Origin of the sequence: Flavobacterium frigidum (assembly GCF_048286735.1) — a bacterium.
Lineage (GTDB): Bacteria > Bacteroidota > Bacteroidia > Flavobacteriales > Flavobacteriaceae > Flavobacterium.
In genome coordinates this window covers 43,589-62,510 of sequence record NZ_JBLVPU010000009.1, presented here as the reverse complement: position 1 = coordinate 62,510, position 18,922 = coordinate 43,589, and the positions used below count along the sequence as shown (strand labels likewise).

Here is an 18,922-nt window from a genome sequence, read left to right as displayed (position 1 = left end):
TATATGCGTATAATTAGAAAAATATTTTCAAAATCCCGTTCTCTTGAAGACGGGATTTTTTTTGATTCTATTCAGAAAATCTTAGGTTTTGCTCCTTTAAATTTAGAGTATTACCAGAAAGCATTCACACACCGCTCTTCTAACCGGATGGATGTTTTAGGGAATCCAATTAATTATGAACGATTAGAGTTTTTAGGTGATGCCATGTTAAGTTCCGTAATAGCAGCACATTTATTTAGCAAAGCACCCGCTGGCGATGAAGGATACCTTACCAAAATGCGTTCAAAGATTGTAAGTAGAGAACATTTAAATGAATTAGGAAAAGACTTAAATTTAGTTCAATACATAGAAAGCAAAGTACCCTTAAACCATTTTGGAGAAAACATACACGGCAATATATTTGAATCTCTCGTGGGAGCCATTTATCTGGATCGTGGTTATGTATATTGTGAAAAATTTATTCAAAAAAGAGTGGTAGCTCCTTATGTAGATATCGCTAGATTGGAAGGAAAAGTAATTAGTTATAAAAGTTTGATCATCGAATGGTGTCAAAAAGAAAAGAAAATATTTCATTACGATATATTTGAAGACAATGCAATTGACGGACAACGACTGTTTGGTGTCAAACTAAGTATTGACGAGAAAGTGATTGCAAAAGCCAGAGCAACTTCAAAAAAGAAAGCAGAAGAAAAAGCATCCCAACGTGCTTATTTTGCATTTCAAGAAAAAATGGATAGGAAATAATATCAATTTCCACAAAACTATAACGTTTTCGTTCATAAAATAACGAAAACATCTTATTTTGAGAGGTCTACACTTCATTAGAAATACTATATTTACATCTTATTTTTTCTCGAAATGACAATTCATAGACTAAATCTTGGCGAATTTGATGCAATAGATTACCATCTAATTGCAATTCATACTTCACTTGAAAATTATAGGTTAGCTTATTTTATAAATCAAAAGCTATCTATAAATTTGAGTAAAAGCAAGAATGAAATTCAAATTAATATCAAAGAAGGAGAAACAAATTTTTCGAGATTTTGTTATTCAAATTCCGATAAAGAAATTTCTTGGGATTTGATTCAAAATAAAAACGAAGTAATTCAATACAAAAAAGGAACTACTCAAAATTTATTTTCAAATCTAACTATGGAAGTGGCAACAAAAGTGTATTTACTTCCCGAATTTAAAAAAGTAGACTATTTTCTAAAAATAGAAAATAATGAAGATGCTGTGAGTGTGTCGAATATACAAATCCTATTAAATACCATTGATAATGTATCTACCGTATATAGTGTAGACATAAATCAAATAAAATCAAAAAACAATTTAATTTTTTAATACAAATGCTTACAAACAAAAAAACAAAAATTGTAGCTACCCTTGGGCCTGCATGTAGTACAAGAGAAATAATAAAAGACATGATTGATGCCGGTGTAAATGTCTTTAGAGTAAATTTTTCACATGCAGATTACAATGATGTAAAAGAAAAAATTAATATCATACGAGGTCTAAATGAAGAATTTGGCTATACTACAGCTATCCTTGGTGATTTACAAGGTCCTAAGTTACGAGTTGGAGTGATGGAAGAAGGCGTAGTGGTGCATGACGGTGATTTAATTACATTTACTACTGCCGAAGACATTTTAGGAACAGCTCAGAAAGTATTTATGAAGTACCAAAACTTTCCAAATGATGTAAATCCTGGAGAGCGTATTTTGCTTGATGACGGAAAACTTATTTTTGAAATTGTTGAAACTGATAAAAAATCAGAGGTCATTGCAAGAGTCATTCAAGGTGGTGAATTGAAATCAAAAAAAGGGGTTAATCTACCTAATACCAAAATTTCTCTTCCAGCTATGACCGAAAAAGATATAGCTGACGCAATTTTTGCAATTGGACAAAATGTAGACTGGATTGCATTGTCTTTTGTAAAAACACCAAGAGATTTACAAGACTTACAAGAATTAATTGCTGAACATTCTGACTATAAAATTCCAATTATAGCCAAAATCGAAATGCCGGAAGCATTAGAAAATATTGATAAAATTGTTGCCTATTGCGATGCTTTGATGGTAGCCCGAGGCGACTTAGGAGTAGAACTTCCTGCTCATGAAGTTCCATTGGTTCAAAAAGAATTGATCCGCAGAGCAAAAACAGCTCGTATTCCAGTTATTGTTGCTACGCAAATGATGGAAACAATGATCACTTCCCTAACACCAACTCGTGCAGAAGTAAATGATGTGGCCAACTCTGTTATGGATGGAGCAGATGCTGTAATGCTATCTGGTGAGACAGCTACAGGCAACTATCCGATTCAGGTGATCCAAAAAATGACTCAAATCATTGAGGCAGTTGAAGATTCTCCACTAATTCAAGTACCACAAAACACACCACAAATCAAAACAAAACGTTTTATCACCAAAACAATTTGCCACCACGCTGCAACTATGGCAAATGTCATCAAAGCTAAAGCAATTTGTACCTTAACGAATAGTGGGTATACTGCTTTCCAAATTTCGGCTTGGAGACCCAATGCACATATTCTAGTTTTTACCTCCAATAAAAGAATCTTGACACAACTTAACTTGCTTTGGGGAGTAAAATCATTCATGTATACTAAAGATGTGAGCACAGATGATACGGTAACAGATATCAATGAAATTGTGAAACACAAAGGTTTTGTTCAAAAAGGCGATTTTCTTATCAACTTAGCAGCAATGCCCATTAAAGATAAAGGAATGGTAAACACCTTGAGAGTATCTGAAATAGAATAACCTTACGCTCTTTAAATATCAAATCCGTTTTATCTCGTTTGTAAACGAAATAGGACGGATTTTTTTTGTTAACACTCCAAAGAAATAGAATTTATACCCATTAAAATTTAAGACTATTTAGGAAATCCTTTGAAAAATAAAAATTATATTTGATGAACACTTAACTGAATCTATTATGAATTTGAATTCTAAAAATCCATTTTTAAACAATAAGACTTTTTCTACTGCCGTTTCTAAAAAAGAAGAAGTACAAGAGGCTACCGTTATTGATTATAACGACGAAATGACTTTATTAGGAACTATAAATAAAAGTTTAATTTTATTTTTACTTTTGTCCGCATCTGCAACTGTGATCTGGTGGTTGACGTTTAATGGTATGAATCCTTTGGTTCCCACAATTGGAGGAGCAATTGTTGGATTAATTTTAGTGCTAATTTCAGCTTTCAAGCCACAATACTCTCCGTATTTAGCGCCGGCTTACGCTTTATTTGAAGGTTTATTTATAGGAGGTATTTCAGCAATTTTTGAAGCCATGTATCCTGGAATTGTAATTCAAGCCGTGGGAGCAACTTTTGTTACTTTTATGGTTTGCCTAGGCTTATACAAGTATAAAATAGTAAAAGTAACCGAACAATTCAAATCAGTTGTTGTGGCAGCTACACTAGCTATTGCTACCTATTACATTATTTCTTGGTTATTTTCGATGTTTACAAGTTTTGTCCCTGTACATTATGGTAACTCTATGATGAGTATTGGAATCAGCATTTTTGTAATAGTAATTGCTGCTTTAAACCTGTTTTTGGATTTTGACCGTATCGAAAAAGGCGCTGAGCAAAAAATGCCTAAATATATGGAATGGTACGGCGCCATGGGATTAATGATTACGCTAGTTTGGCTCTACATCGAATTTTTAAGATTACTCTCAAAACTGAATAGTAAAAATTAATAACAACTGCGATTGTCATAAAAAGATAAAACCTTTCCAATTGGAAAGGTTTTATCTTTTAAGCAGCTTTTTCAAAGGCTATATAATGGATTAATTCCCCTTTGTTGTTAAATACAGGATATCCTTTTATTATACAGGCATAAACATCACCGTTTTTTTTATAATTCATAACTGTTTTTTCAAATGGTTTTTGTTCTAAAATAGCTGTACGAATTTCACTAGAGGTAGTACCATTTGTAGCCGCACCTTGAAACATTTTTGGGCTTTTACCTAGAACTTCTTCTTCGCTGTACCCATTCATATTAACAATGTTATGCGAGGCAAAAACAATTTTCAACTTTACATCCGTCACAATGATCACTTCATCTTGTGGGCTATCATTTAAATCCCAATCACTATGAACCCATTTATTCTTAGAAGCAATTCCATTCAGTTTGTTTAGATCTAAAAAAAAGTTCTTGATAGAACACAGGAAATCGTTATGAAAATCCCATGAGTAAACTGGAGCAGTATTTATACTTAATTTATTGTGATACAAAGCGATAGCTTCTTCATATTGTCTAAAATCATTCATAATAAATTGATTTAAAACACCAAATTTAGAATTAATTACAACGAAAAAATAGTAATAAGTAAACTTTAACCCTTGTTGAACGTGTGTGTAATCTGTTAAAAATCAAATTTAAGCTGTACAACAACATATTTTTTTTGTTCCGTATTTAAATTATTTAAAGAAATTCCTAACAACCGCACGGAATCTTTCATTCGTTCTTGATACAACAACTCTTTAACAACCTCTACAATAAGTGTTTTATCTGCAATAAAATAAGGTAATGTTTTACTACGTGTTTGTTGGGTAAAATCACTGTATTTAATTTTTAAAGTAACTGTTTTACCTGCTATATTGTGTTTTTTTAATCTTTTTTCTAATGTGATTGCAATGACTTCCAATTGCTCCATCATGAAAACTTCAGAGGAGAGGTTGACATCAAAAGTATGTTCAGCGGCGACTGACTTGGTAATTCGGTTTGATTTTACCAAGCTATTGTGAATTCCTCTTACAACATTGTAATAAAAAGTCCCTGATTTTCCAAAATGTTTCTCTAAAAATTCTAAAGATTTACTTTTCAGCTCTACTCCAGTAAAAATACCGAGTTGGTACATTTTTTCAGTTGTCACTTTTCCTACACCATAAAATTTTCGAATAGGTAATTCCTCTAAGAATGATAGCACTTCATCCGGACGTACGGTTTTTTGCCCATTTGGTTTGTTAAAATCACTGGCTATTTTAGCAACAAACTTATTAACCGATATGCCTGCAGAAGCCGTTAAACCCACCTCGTCAAAAATTCGTTGTCTTATTTCTTGTGCTAATAGTGTTGCGCTAAGATTGCCTTTTTTGTTGTGCGTTACATCCAGATACGCTTCATCAAGTGACAAGGGCTCTACTAAATCTGTATATTCATAAAAAATCTTTTGAATCTTACTAGAAATTTCTTTATACCGATCAAAACGAGGACGTACAAAGATGAGTTCTGGACAATTTTTTTTGGCCATAACGCCACTAATTGCACTTCGAACTCCAAATTTCCTTGCCTCATAACTTGCGGCAGCAACTACACCTCGGTTTTCAGAACCGCCAACCGCAATTGGTTTGCCACGCAATAACGGATTGTCCATTTGCTCTACCGATGCATAAAAGGCATCCATGTCAACGTGTATGATTTTTCTATTAGGGCTTGCTTCTTGCATTACACTTTTTAACTAATCGAATGTTAAATTTTACTCTTTTTTAAAGTGCATAGAAATCTATAATTCCGTTTTATTTCATTGCTAAGAATGACAATGTACACCATTGAACAATTTCTAACAATTAAAATATTTAAACATTGCTATTAAACTACATAATAATAAATCCAACTTTTAAACTGCTTTTAGCACAATTTACATTATTACCAAGAGATAAAAAACTCTATAAAGTTAATCATTACTATCGCTACAGTTCAAAGAATTTATTAAAATAAAAAAGGCATAAATGAAGTAACTATAAATAATCCCTACATTTGATCTTTAAAATCGTATAGTGTTTTAGCCCAGATAGCAGTGAAATCTTCGATTGAAAAAAACTATTTTTTCTTTTAGAAAAGAGCGCCCCAAGAAGCTCCTTTTTTATAAAAGAAAAAAAGTTTTATGATTGAGAAATTGAAACGAATAGCTGGAAAAGCTTTAAATAATCAAACAAAACAAACATGATTGAAATAGAAAGAAAATTTTTGGTTACAGACGATTCGTTTAAGGCAGCAGCTTTTGATCAAAATCGAATTGCACAAGGCTATTTAAGTTCGGTCCCCGAACGCACGGTTCGAGTACGAATAAAAGGCGAAAAAGGATATTTGACCATAAAAGGGATTTCAAATGATTCGGGTATGTCTCGATTTGAGTGGGAAAAAGAAATTCCTTTAACCGAAGCAAGGGAATTATTATTGTTATGCGAAAAAGGTGCTATTGACAAAACCCGTTTTGAAATCAAATGTGGCTCTCATATTTATGAGGTCGATGAATTTTATGGTGAAAATGAAGGATTATTTGTCGCAGAAATTGAACTTAGTTCTGAAACGGAAACTTTTGAAAGACCTAGTTGGCTGGGTGAAGAAGTAACCCACATTAACCGCTATTACAACGCTTATTTAAGTACACATCCTTATAAAAGTTGGTGATCTAATTGTTTAGTACGGCTATTGTTACTTTCATTCCACCACTATTTTTGTTGGAGGTAATATCCATAAAAGCTCTTTTAGAAAGGTCGATTTCTCTAGATTTAACAAATGGACCTCTATCGGTAATTTCTACAATCACAGACTTGCCATTTTTTTCATTAGTCACTTTTACTTTAGTTCCAAAAGGAAGTTTTTTATGTGCTGCGGTATATTTGTTGTTGTCAAATTTTCTTCCGCTTGTAGTTCGTCTTCCATTAAATTTATCGGCATAATAGGAGGCATGAGCTTCTTTTTTATAGATTTTAAATTTACCTAATGACGCAAGCAAAGAATCTGTTTTACTTTCCTCAAGTTCAATTGTTGCTTTATTTTTCTTGAGCGTATCTTTTTGAGTAACTGCTTTTTGTTTTTCTAAGTTTGTGCTTTGACTACTGACAAAGGCAATACTGGCCAGTAAAAAAAATAACGTTATTGCTTTTTTCATATTTAATGTATTTGTTAAGCCTATTTTACAAAAACCATACCCTGATAAAAAAAGCTCTATTTCTAGAGCTTTGATTCGATTTTACAACCAAATTTTCCAAGGAATCCTACTTAAAATCAGAACTAATCCCAAACCATAAAAAATAGAGAAAGTTTTAAATTTTGATTCACTAGTCAAAAGTTTTTTATGCTTGGACCAACCTATCGTAATTAACGTAATAGCAATAATATTGATTAACGGATGCTCCAATGCTAATAACCTACTCTCTGTTGTAAGGCCTCCCATACCAACTGCTTTTATCATTTGTAATCCATTTGGAGAAACAAAATATAAAATGATACCTACTAAAAACTGAATGTGAATCGCTATTAAAGCAAACAAGGCGATTTTTCTATCTTTTAGTGTGAACTCTTTTTTTGAAGACATCCCAATTAAAGAATTTACCACTGCAATAACCAATATTAAAAGAGCAAGATAAGCCCATCCTGAATGAAATTTTTGAATAAAATTATACATAAATGTTGTTTTTGTTTAAACAAATATAAGAAAAAAAGACATAAAAAAACCCCCATTTCATAAGAAATGAGGGTTAAATTATTTAAAAGAAAACTAGTTAAACGTATAACGAACACCAGTTTGCATTTGCCATCTTGATGAATTTAAACCTACATCATCAGCTTGGTTAATTGAATTACCTGCAGACGGGCTATAATTAAAAGTAGGTGTGTTTGCATTTGCACCTGTACCAAAACCAACTTGTGTTAACAATTGCACTTGATCAAATCCAGTAAAATATCTTTTACCCCAATTTTTGTTCAATAAATTAGTAAAGTTAAAAATATCAGCAGTAAATTCTAGCGTATGTTTCTTTTTACCAACATTGATAGTGAACTCCTGTGCAAATTTCAAATCAACTACATGACTTGTCTTTAAACGATCTCCATTACGCTCAGCATAACCACCTTTTCTCTCACGTAAGTACTCATTTCCTTCAATAAAAGCACTAAGAGCTTCCCATTGTTGTTGCGGTGTTAAAGGGTTTGGGTTAGTAGGTGTTACGGGTAATGACACAAGAACAATATCAGCCTGTTTTGCAGGAATGAAAATCAATGCCGAGCTAGAAAAAGTATCTTGCAAAAGATTACCTCTGTCAGCATAAACATAACTAATTGGTGTACCTTGAGCACCTTCATAGAAGAAACCAATTCTAGTTTTAGTGAATTTATTCCATTTGAAAGTTGCGTTACCATTAGAAACAATTCTTCTTCCTGGATCAAAATCAGATCTAGATAGTTCTAAACTATTAGCACCGTTAACTGTCTCTGTATTTCTCCATTGTGAACTGTTTTGAGATGAAGTAGCATCTAGCAAAACAGTAGATTTACCATAAGAATAAGTTCCAGAAATATTAGCATCAATAAAATCAGACCTAAAGTTCTTAGCCAATGTAAAAGCTACGTTATACGCTTTACCTTCACTTGTATTAGAACCTAAATAAATTCCCTCGTAAGTTCCATCTACGCGATTATTCCTACCGTTATAGCGAGGTCTTGTGTCTGCTCCTGTTAAATTACTTGAAGCAGCCCTAATATTTAAATTTTCATAAGTAACTGCGCTGATGTTATCATTATAAGTAATTTCAGAACTTAAAACAAAACCTAAAGGTAATTTTTGGTCAACACCAAAACTAGCTTTGAATACTTGTGGTAACTTAAAATCTTTTGAAAATAAGTTGATATCTCCACCTACACGGCCTGAACCTGGTCTTGGAAATTGAGGAGTATTTGGTAATCCAGTAAATTGAGCAGCCACACTTGGATTTGGATTAAAAGACGGCATCGTTGCAGGAATTACACCTGATGACGAAGCATTTATAAAAATAGCTCCCTGAGATACTCCATTATTATTGTAAGTACCACCTGGCCAAACTAAAGGTAATCTTGAAGTAAAGACACCTAAACCACCTCTAATTTGAGTAGATTTTTTACCATTTACATCGTAATTAAAACCTACACGTGGTGCAAAATGAGGAGTAGTTCTTATAGAAGAACCTACAGTTGCGCCTTGCAAATTTTTTCCTGCAGCTCCTAATAAAGGAATAGTTCTTGTATTAAAATCTGTATTTGTTAGACCATCTTCCCAAACTGGAACATCAACTCTTACACCATATGAGAACTTGAAGTTATCAGTTACTCTCATTTCATTTTGGACATAAAAACCAAATTGTTTAGTCCCAAATTCAGCTGCTCCAAGAGATCCATCACCCTCTCCGCCAATTAATGAATAGTTCATTGCAAACGTAATTGGTTTTCTGTCTAGCAAGAAGTCATCAAGACTACGAAATGTGTAAGAACCAAAGTTATTTCCGAAAAATACATTTTTAGACTGTGCAAATTCATTATGAGTTCCAATGGTAATCTTATTTTTACCAACATTAATCTCAAAATTATCAGTAATAGTTAAGACACGTTGCTCTAATAAATTTGCTGTAGAAAATCCCTCTGCACCAAAATTAATGTTATTCCTAGTACTACCGTCATTAATTCTTACTGTAGGAAAAGGATTTCCAGCAGCATTTCTGTCATCATCAACGCTAGTGAAAGCAACTACTAAGTTATTTGAAAATTTATTACCAAATCTTGAGTTTAACTCTAAAGCTGTTGAATTAGTTACAGATTTAAACGTTTGGCTTCCATTAACAAAGTTGATGGCATTTGCCGTTGAACGACCTGGCGAAAATTCGTCAGCAGTAACATAACTATGCTTCAATGATAGTTTATGATTATCATTAATATTCCAGTCTAATTTAGCAATTAATTTATCGCTTACCAACGTACGAACGTTATTGTCAAAAACACCTGGATCGTAACCATAAGTAGCTAGCTTGGTTCTTAACTCCCCTATTCTACTTCCAGATGGCCCTAAATATGTAGAAACATCAAACGGCTGAGGCGTTTCGTTATCTTGTCTTTCGTAGTTAATGAAATAAAATAATTTATCCGTAATAAGTGCACCACCAGCACGAACACCGTAAGTTTGAGCAGTAAAGTCAGCTAATTTTTGTCTACCATTGACACCTGCTAACGAAGGAGGTGTTTTTCCAGCAATAGACTCATCACGGTTAAAGAAATAAGCAGATCCTTCAAAATTGTTTGTTCCTGAACGTGTAATAGCACTAATGGCACCACCAGCAAAACCTGATAATTTTACATCATAAGGAGCAACACTCACTTGAAATTGCTCGATAGCATCTACAGATATTGGACTAACTCCTGTTTGCCCACCATTAGTACCGTTTGCAGCTAAACCAAAAACATCATTACTTACAGCTCCATCAATATAAATTGCGTTGAATCTATTATTTTGACCTCCAATAGATAAGACATCATCTCCTCTTAACTGAGCTTGAGGCGTCAACCTTGCAAAGTCAGATATATTTCGTGATAATGATGGCAACGCTTTAATTTGATCTGAGTTGATTGTTGTTTGCGCCCCAGTTCTTTGCGAATTGAAAGTGTTGTTTTTTGAAGCTTTAACTACAACTTCTTGTAATTGATTAGACTCTTCAGATAAAACAACTTTAAACGTTTTGTTTTCTCCTAATTGCAAATACACGTCAGGATTAACAAAATCAGAGAAACCAACAAATGTTATAGTAACCTTGTATGGCCCACCAACTCTCATATTCGAAATACTAAAATTACCTGTGTAATCAGTAGAAGCCGTATAACGAGTACCGGATGGAGTGTGTACTGCAAGAATTGACGCACCAGGTAAGGTTAACATTTCTTTATCATACACATTACCACTAATAGAAGAATTAGTGTTACCCTGTGCATAAATGGTAGGGTTGGCGAAAAATAAGACCGCCAGCACAAATAACAACTTTAATAATTTTTTCATATTGTTTTGTTTATTAATATTTGGCAAAAATATAACATTTTTGTTTGAATAAGTTAACGCAACGTTAAGAATCGACTTTTTTTATTTATCTAAAATCGACTTAAAATGATTTAAGAGTTTTTTTAAAAAAAAAGATGAGATTACATCAATCAAAATTTATTTTCGATGCATTATTATCATATATTACTGAATTATATCTATTTAAAAATAATGATTGTTTTTTTAAAAACTACTACATTAGAGCCACTTAGACATAAAAAAACCTGATTTAAGTGAAATCAGGTTTCTAGAAGTACCACTGTAAATTAAAAAAACGTCATGAAACTAAAAATCAAGCGTTATTTCATAAAAAAATTGATTTTTTAGCTCTTTTTATTTCTCAAAAAATGATTCAATAAGAAAGAAGTAGAGCTATCATGGTTTTGAATTGTATTTGTATTAATTTCCTCCAAAATAGAGTTTGCAAGCTGCTTTCCGAGTTCAACACCCCACTGATCAAAGCTAAAAATATTCCAGATAATTCCTTGCACAAAAATTTTATGTTCATACACTGCAATCAAGGAGCCTATCGTTTTTGGTGCTAATGTATCAATCAGTATGGTATTCGTCGGTTTGTTACCCACAAAAACTTTAAACGGCAGCAGAAACTTCGCTTCCTCCTGTGAGATTCCTTGCTTTTGAAATTCAGCTTGAACTACAGCAGCAGATTTGCCATGCAGCAATGCCTCTGTTTGAGCAAAAAAGTTAGACATTAATTTATCATGATGGTCTGTGTCTCCATACAAAGGATTTACAAAACCTATAAAATCAGCTGGGATTAATTTTGTGCCTTGGTGTATCAACTGAAAAAAGGCGTGTTGCGCATTTGTTCCTGGCTCGCCCCAAATAATAGTTCCTGTTTGGTACTGTACTGGTTTCCCATCGCGACCTATACTTTTGCCATTGCTCTCCATGGTTCCCTGTTGTAAATAAGGCGCTAATTTCTGCAAATATTGTGTGTACGGAATTAAGGCTTCACTTTCGGCACCAAAGAAATTATTGTACCATACACTCAATAATGCCAATATAACTGGCATATTTTTATCGAAATCAGCCGTTTTAAAATGCGTATCCATTTCATTAGCTCCTTCTAATAGTTCCTCAAAATTATCATAGCCAACAGCTAGACTAATTGTTAATCCGACCGCACTCCATAAAGAAAAACGTCCGCCTACCCAATCCCACATCGGGAAAACATTATCTGGATTTATTCCAAACTTGGTTACCTTTTCAATATTTGTGGAAACTGCAACAAAATGTTTCGCTACATCGTCTTGGCTTGTACCAAATTCCTGAGATAAAAACCATTTCCTGATAGTTTCAGAATTGGTTAATGTTTCTTGTGTTGTAAAAGTCTTGGAGACAATCACAAAAAGTGTTGTTTCTGGATTTAGTTTTTTTATAATTTCATTTACATGGTCACCATCCACATTAGAAACGAAATGAATATTGAGATTATTTTTATAAAATTGCAATGCTTCAACTGCCATTGCAGGCCCTAAATCTGACCCTCCAATTCCTATATTGACAACATCTGTAAAACGCTTCCCAGTAAAACCGGTTCTTGAACCCGAAATAACTTCATGTGAAAAAGCTTTTATTTTATTTTTTACTCCATAAACTTCTGGAACTACATTAACTCCATCCACTTTTATTGTTTGGGATTCCTTTGCACGCAATGCAGTATGAAGCACGGCTCTGTTTTCGGTTTGATTAATGATTGCTCCATCAAAATAATCAGTAATAGCACTTTTGAGTCCTACTTCATCAGCCAATTCCAACAATAGCTGAATCGTTTCTTGATTGATTATGTTTTTTGAATAATCCAGTAAAAATTCATTCCATTTTAAATTAAATTTATCTGTTCTGTTTGCATCCAACAGAAACATTTCTTTCATAGATGCATTTTGCATTTCGTGGTAATGCAATTCCAGTTTCTTCCAAGCACTAGTTCTTGTTGGATTTATTGTATGTAAAGCCATTTAATAGGTAGTTTGTAATATTATTTGAATTCGGCAAAAATACTGAAATTAGTTTTAACGCTAAATGTGTTTTCATTAATATCACAATTTACTAAGAAAACCATCAGATACTATTCATTTACCGCTGAAATCAAATGACTACGTGTTTACCAAAATAAGTTCTAACTCGAGTGTTGATGGATACGGTTATAGATTTGCAAGACTGTCCAATTCGAATTTCAGTGGAGAGATTTTATTCATAAAATTTCTTTTATTGCTTCCCGTCATAGGTTCTCTAGTTGGCAATTTTAATCGCAAGGCATCAACTTGAACACCATTTTTCCAAAAGCGATAGCACACATGAGGACCAGTGGCAAGACCAGTACTTCCTACTAAACCAATAACTTGTCCTTGACTGACACGTTGCCCTCGTCTCACAAGTATTTTAGACATGTGCAGGTACTGTGTCGAAAAAGTTCCGTTATGTTTTACTTTTACAAAATTTCCATTTCCGGCTGTAAAACCGCTTTGCTCTACAACTCCACCTGCCGTAGCGGCTATGGGAGTGCCCCGAGGTGCCGCATAATCCGTTCCCTTGTGCGCTTTCCAGCGGTGCTGTACCGGATGAAATCTACTCGTAGAAAACCGAGAAGAAATTCTACTGAATTTTATGGGTGACTTCAGAAAGAAATTTTTAAGTGTTTTCCCTTGCTCGTCATAATAATCTACTTTACCTGATGTGGCATTTTGAACAAAAGGAAAAGCATAAATAATTTTTCCTTTGTATTCAAAAAAAGAAGCTTCTAGTTCCTCTACGCCATCATACACGGTATCATTAATGAATCGCTCCGTAAAAATTAGCGCAAAACGATCCCCTTTTTTGAGCTTCATGAAATCAATAGAATAGGCATAGATTTTTGTTATTTTACTGGCTAGAGCACCTTCAATTCTAGCATTCCCTAAAGTTTCAGATAATGATTCCTTGAGAACTCCGCCAATGGATCGACGTTTTATGGTGATTGGTTTTATTTTTTTATAAACAGTTACAGCCATATCTCTAAAATCAACCACATAATAGCTCAAATTATCCGGTTGGTAGATAAAAACCTGTAAATCATTCTTCTTGTTTTTGGATCGAAGCATCGTAAAAGGCTTTTTTATTCTGATGGTTCTCACATCAAAACTATCCTTTACTTTTGCAATAATATCATATACTTGTCGATTTCCAATGTTTTGTTCCTCCAATAAAGTTCCAAAGGTATCTCCTTTTGCCACGGTATCATGAACCACATTAAAATCAGAATAAACAAAACCAAATTCACTTTTTTTAGGAGCACGTTTGACTACTTTTTCTGCTGTTATTTCTTCCGTCTTTTTACATGAAACCAAAGAAAAAAGTATAGTTATAACTATGAATATTTGTTTCAAATCGTTTTTTTTAATTCAATCTACATTTCTACTCCCCAGTTTTTTAATTCATGGCTACTCCACAGTTCAGGAAAAAAAATTCTCTTCTGATATTTTGGATGCATGTATTTTTTCCAGTCACTTCCACCAGTTGCTTCACCATCACCTTTACCGCTTTGTTCAATATATTTTTTTGCAGTATTCAAATGTTGCATTACCCAAGTTATATTTACCGTGTGATCATAATGGCGCATGGCATTTATTAGTTCAGGATTTTTTTGATCTACATCTGGAAGTTGTTTGAATTTTTGCCAAATATTGATGGTGTTGTATTCTTCCATGTGATTTAGAAATAGCGTCTTGTATTTTCTTTCAAACTCTTCCAAAAGAAACGATTTTTTACCCGTATGATATTCTTTTCCGGCTGCTTGCCAATACAAATGCTCTAGTGCAAATTCATACGGTGTGTTTCTATCTATCGAATCTCTATAACGGTGATCTATAAGATTTATTAGGTCTGTAGATGAAAATTCTATTAAACGGTACTGCGCACTTTGAAAACCACTTGCAGGAGTAAGCGTATTTCTAAATTTCATATACTGGTCTACTTCCATTCCGTCACCCATAATGCTAAAAGAATTGGTTAGCATATCAAAATAGCGACTGATTCGCATTAATCTTTCTGTAAAAAAATCAGTTTGAATATTTTCACAATAGGAAATTTGGCGCATTTCCCAAAGTATCATTTTAAAAATCAATTCGTTGACTTGGTGATACATAATAAAAACCATCTCATCGGGAAGAGTGGTTCTTTGTATTTGCAAATTCAGTAAAGCATCGGTTTGAATGTAATCCCAATAGGTAATTGGTTTTGACCATAATAACCCTTCCAGCTGCGTTTCTGTTTTTTGATTAATTGCTTGGTATTTAGTTTCAATTTCTTTTAAAATCGCCTCCGAAGTAGCATTGTCGTTCATTATTTGTTTGTTTTAAAAGGATTTTTCAGTCCTCTATAGGCTTCTATATCTGCTTTTATGGATCCTACTGCTAGGCTGGCTTTTATCCTAATGGGCAATTTATTATCGTCATCAGAAATCCAAACCGTTAAACTCTCTTGTTCTTTAAACACTCGTCCTGATTGTACTAAAGGTCTAAAAACCATAGTAGACACGTTACCAAATTTAGTAGCAATGGTTTCACGACCCATAAATTTGAGTTTAAATTTTGTTGTTTCATCATCAAAAAACATATCGATTGCAACTGACTCACCTACTTTTAGTTTGTCAATTCCAGGATAATTTCTTAAATAATAGAACGTAGATAAAATATCTTGCGTGTTTTTTGAAACAAAAAGTGTTTTTTCTTTTTTGTTTTTATAATCCTTAACAAGAACTTTGTTTGCAGCCTGATTAAAAAATCCTTCTTGGTTTTTGGTATAACCGCCTTCATTGATTTTTCGAACAAACTGGTACGGATTTCTGGTATCCTTATCAATGTAGCTTTCATACAAATCGTCGACTTTAAAAAAAAATCGAGACATTCCTGTGGTATAGCCTTTCCCTACTACGTGAAAAGTTTTTTTGTTATTGAGTGTAGCATCTTTTACTTCTAAAGTGGCGTAACCGGCGTTCACAATTCCATAATGAATTCTAAACTTAAACCATTCGCCAGCAGCGTAAGCATCTTCTTGGGGAGTATCAAAACTTGCTGTTAGTATCAATACAAAAAATAAAATCAGTTTTTTCATTATTTTTTTTGTCATTTATTGATTGTATAAGCAAATTTTATTCCAAATATATTAAAACAAAAAAACTCAGTCAAGTAATGACTGAGTTTTTATGCTATTAACTAACCAAAAAACTATAAACTATGAAATTTATATGAAATCAGGAAGGAAACCACCCCTTCCCTTTTTGCGAGTGCAAAGGTAGCTAACAAATTCAGTTATTTTAGCGAAAAATAAAGTTTAACACAACATTTACCAAGAAATAGGTTGATTATTGGTTATTTTTTCACAATATGTAAAAATAATGCTTTTTTATAACGTTCCTCGCAATTGCTGTTCTCTCTCAATTGACTCAAAAAGAGCTTTAAAGTTTCCTGCACCGAACCCTTTGGCACCCATTCTTTGAATAATTTCAAAAAACAAGGTTGGTCTATCTTGTACTGGCTTGGTAAATATTTGCAATAAATACCCGTCCTCATCAGCATCGACCATGATGGCTAGTTTTTCAATTTCGTTAATATCTTCTTTCATCATTCCCATATGCGCACCAAGACGCTCCGGTATAGCTTCATAATACGTATGTGGCGGAGCAGATAAAAATTCGATTCCTCTTGCTTTCAATTGACTTACTGTTTTGATAATGTCATCTGTTGCAATAGCGATATGCTGAATTCCAGGTCCGCCATAAAAATCTAAGTATTCCTCAATTTGAGATTTTTTCTTTCCTTCGGCAGGTTCGTTGATTGGGAATTTAATTCTACCATTTCCGTTTGACATTACTTTACTCATCAATGCTGAATATTCGGTATTGATTTGTTTGTCATCAAAAGAAAGGAAATTTACAAATCCCATTACTTCTTCATAAAACTTAACCCAAGTATTCATTTCGTTCCAACCCACATTCCCTACCATGTGATCAATATACTTTAATCCAGTTGGCTCCGGATTGTAATCGGATTTCCATTCCTTGTAGCCAGGAAGGAAAACGCCCGTATAATTTTTGCGCTCCACAAAAATATGCACCGTTTCGCCGTAGGTATAAATCCCAGAACGCACTACTTCTCCAAATTCATCTTTCTCTACCGTTGGCTCCATAAAAGAACGGGCACCACGTTTCATCGTTTCTTCGTACGCACTTGTCGCATCTTCAACCCATAGCGCTGCTACTTTTACACCATCACCATGCTTTTGCAAATGTTCATGAATAGGCGAATCTTGCGTTAATGGCGTAGTAAGTACAATACGTATCTTATCTTGTTTTAAGACATACGATGTTCTATCTCGTACTCCGGTTTCTAATCCGGCATACGCCAAAGACTGATACCCGAAAGCAGTTTTATAATAATGTGCGGATTGTTTTGCGTTTCCTACGTAGAATTCTACATAATCGGTTCCTAGTAACGGAAGGAAATCTTGTGCGCCTTCAAATATTTTTTCTAGTCCGTATTCTACTGATTTTACTTCTTTGCTCATTGTGATTTATTTTTTGATTCGGTACTTCTCGTTTTGGAACGCGATTGACACGGATAAAACAGATGTACACGGATTTATTAATTTAAAAAAAAGTTCTTATTCATTCTAAAGCCCTAGCCCTGATGGTAGCGGCATCCTTTCTATTCCTGAACTTGTTTCAGGATCCTGAAACAAGTTCAGGAATAGAAAGATATAGCGTACAGCAGGAAATAGCTCCTTATTATTAGAGATAAGTGTGATTGCTTCATACCTAGCAATAACTACTCTACCCAAGATTTATAGTACTGGCCGTCATCTAATCCCATCGCCTCTTCGGTCACCATCAAAGGACGAAATGTATCTACCATTACCGCTAGTTCGTGGGTTTCCGTGTGACCTATACTGCGTTCCATAGCTCCGGGCGCTGGACCATGGGGAATGCCTTTGGGATGCAATGTAATGTGACCTTGCTCAATATTGTTGCGAGACATAAAATCGCCATCGACATAATACAAAACCTCATCACTATCAATATTGCTATGATTATAAGGTGCAGGAATAGATTTTGGGTGGTAGTCATACAGTCTTGGACAGAACGAACATACAACGAAAGTGGCTGTTTCGAAGGTTTGATGAACCGGTGGTGGCTGATGCACACGACCTGTAATGGGCTCAAAATTGTGAATGCTAAAACCGTATGGGAAATTGTACCCGTCCCAACCTACTACGTCAAAGGGATGTGTGGCATAAACCACTTCATGTATCATTCCTTCTTTTTTTATTTTAATCAGGAAATCTCCTTTTTCGTCATGTGTTTCTAATTCGGTAGGCAAAATAAAATCACGCTCGCAAAAAGGAGAATGCTCTAAGTGCTGACCCGATTCGTTTTTATATCTTTTTGGGGTATAAAATGGAGCAAAAGATTCAACATAGAACAAACGGTTTTCGGTTGTTTCAAAATCAATTTGGTAAATCATTCCGCGAGGAATTATCAAGTAATCGCCATACTCAAAAGGAATGTTCCCCATCATGGTGCGTAATTTTCCTTTTCCTTTGTGGATGAAAATCATTTCATCGGCATCGGCATTTTTATAGAAATAGTTGCGCAATGATTGTCTTGGAGCAGCCAATCCTATTGTACAATCTTTATTAACCAACATGGGTTTGCGGCTGTCTAAAAAGTCATCTTCAGGTTTTAGTTCAAAGCCTTTTAACAATAACGATTTGATGTTTTTACCAATAGCAATTTTAGGCTCAACCGAGTATGATTTTAGAATTTCTTTGACTTGTGTTGGTCTATGTACATGATAGAGTAATGAGGAATGCCCGTGAAATCCTTCGGTGCCAAAGAGCTGTTCGTAATATAAACCTCCATTTGGTTTTTCGAATTGTGTATGTCTTTTTTGGGGAAAGGTCCCTAATTTGTGGTATAAAGGCATGATTTTTTTGTTTAAAGTTAAAGTTTACAAGTTTATGGTTGTACCGAACTAAACTTATTTAATTA

The 18,922-nt window shown here is 33.9% G+C and carries 16 protein-coding genes; 5 read left to right on the top strand and 11 right to left on the bottom strand.

The features are described from left to right. The first annotated feature begins 3 nt into the window (after positions 1-3). The 4 genes from ACNQGO_RS07215 to ACNQGO_RS07200 all read left to right on the top strand — a co-directional run bounded on the left by ACNQGO_RS07215 (position 4) and on the right by ACNQGO_RS07200 (position 3,729). Entirely contained in the window at positions 4-744 is a 741-nt protein-coding gene (locus tag ACNQGO_RS07215) for a ribonuclease III family protein (protein ID WP_417984829.1), read from the top strand. 114 nt (positions 745-858) lie between these two features. Further along, positions 859-1,347 carry an IPExxxVDY family protein gene (locus tag ACNQGO_RS07210; RefSeq protein WP_417984828.1) on the top strand — a complete coding sequence of 163 codons (489 nt, stop codon included), beginning with the start codon at positions 859-861 and terminating at the stop codon, positions 1,345-1,347. A 5-nt stretch (positions 1,348-1,352) separates the two neighbouring features. Beyond that, a complete protein-coding gene (gene pyk, locus ACNQGO_RS07205) occupies positions 1,353-2,783 on the top strand; it encodes a pyruvate kinase (RefSeq protein ID WP_417945363.1) in 1,431 nt (476 codons plus the stop codon). A gap of 175 nt (positions 2,784-2,958) precedes the next feature. After that, complete coding sequence (locus tag ACNQGO_RS07200) at positions 2,959-3,729, top strand: Bax inhibitor-1/YccA family protein (protein ID WP_417984827.1); 771 nt, start codon at positions 2,959-2,961, stop codon at positions 3,727-3,729. Positions 3,730-3,787: 58 nt separating this feature from the next. On the opposite strand, the gene ACNQGO_RS07195 is transcribed toward ACNQGO_RS07200, so the two are convergent. Both ACNQGO_RS07195 and dinB read right to left on the bottom strand, forming a co-directional pair. Beyond that, positions 3,788-4,303 carry a PAS domain-containing protein gene (locus tag ACNQGO_RS07195; protein ID WP_417984826.1) on the bottom strand — a complete coding sequence of 172 codons (516 nt, stop codon included), beginning with the start codon at positions 4,301-4,303 and terminating at the stop codon, positions 3,788-3,790. A gap of 95 nt (positions 4,304-4,398) precedes the next feature. Next, positions 4,399-5,481 (bottom strand): DNA polymerase IV, encoded by a 1,083-nt coding sequence (dinB, locus tag ACNQGO_RS07190; RefSeq protein ID WP_417984825.1) that lies wholly within the window; start codon positions 5,479-5,481, stop codon positions 4,399-4,401. Between the two features lie 497 nt (positions 5,482-5,978). Between dinB and ACNQGO_RS07185 the strand changes: the two genes are divergently transcribed. Next, complete coding sequence (locus tag ACNQGO_RS07185; protein WP_417984824.1) at positions 5,979-6,446, top strand: CYTH domain-containing protein; 468 nt, start codon at positions 5,979-5,981, stop codon at positions 6,444-6,446. Between the two features lies 1 nt (position 6,447). On the opposite strand, the gene ACNQGO_RS07180 is transcribed toward ACNQGO_RS07185, so the two are convergent. From ACNQGO_RS07180 to ACNQGO_RS07140, 9 genes are all read right to left on the bottom strand, one after another. Then, complete coding sequence (locus ACNQGO_RS07180) at positions 6,448-6,930, bottom strand: septal ring lytic transglycosylase RlpA family protein (RefSeq protein ID WP_417975804.1); 483 nt, start codon at positions 6,928-6,930, stop codon at positions 6,448-6,450. Positions 6,931-7,011: 81 nt separating this feature from the next. Then, the gene (locus ACNQGO_RS07175; protein WP_417975806.1) at positions 7,012-7,446 is read right to left on the bottom strand and encodes a hypothetical protein; all 435 of its coding nucleotides are present in this window, start codon (positions 7,444-7,446) and stop codon (positions 7,012-7,014) included. Between the two features lie 93 nt (positions 7,447-7,539). Beyond that, on the bottom strand, positions 7,540-10,833 hold the full coding sequence (locus ACNQGO_RS07170) for a TonB-dependent receptor (protein ID WP_417984823.1): 3,294 nt from the start codon (positions 10,831-10,833) through the stop codon (positions 7,540-7,542). 362 nt (positions 10,834-11,195) lie between these two features. Then, positions 11,196-12,854, bottom strand: a complete 1,659-nt coding sequence (gene pgi, locus ACNQGO_RS07165; protein ID WP_417984822.1) for a glucose-6-phosphate isomerase — start codon at positions 12,852-12,854, stop codon at positions 11,196-11,198. Between the two features lie 186 nt (positions 12,855-13,040). Then, on the bottom strand, positions 13,041-14,261 hold the full coding sequence (locus ACNQGO_RS07160) for a M23 family metallopeptidase (RefSeq protein ID WP_417984821.1): 1,221 nt from the start codon (positions 14,259-14,261) through the stop codon (positions 13,041-13,043). Between the two features lie 20 nt (positions 14,262-14,281). Further along, positions 14,282-15,217 (bottom strand): tryptophan 2,3-dioxygenase family protein, encoded by a 936-nt coding sequence (locus ACNQGO_RS07155; protein ID WP_417945381.1) that lies wholly within the window; start codon positions 15,215-15,217, stop codon positions 14,282-14,284. Then, on the bottom strand, positions 15,217-15,987 hold the full coding sequence (locus ACNQGO_RS07150) for a DUF3108 domain-containing protein (protein WP_417984866.1): 771 nt from the start codon (positions 15,985-15,987) through the stop codon (positions 15,217-15,219). The genes ACNQGO_RS07155 and ACNQGO_RS07150 overlap by 1 nt, the downstream gene beginning before the upstream one ends. Before the next feature lie 291 nt (positions 15,988-16,278). Further along, the gene (gene hppD, locus ACNQGO_RS07145) at positions 16,279-17,439 is read right to left on the bottom strand and encodes a 4-hydroxyphenylpyruvate dioxygenase (RefSeq protein WP_417984820.1); all 1,161 of its coding nucleotides are present in this window, start codon (positions 17,437-17,439) and stop codon (positions 16,279-16,281) included. Between the two features lie 260 nt (positions 17,440-17,699). Then, positions 17,700-18,857 (bottom strand): homogentisate 1,2-dioxygenase, encoded by a 1,158-nt coding sequence (locus ACNQGO_RS07140; RefSeq protein WP_417967501.1) that lies wholly within the window; start codon positions 18,855-18,857, stop codon positions 17,700-17,702. Positions 18,858-18,922: the final 65 nt, after the last annotated feature.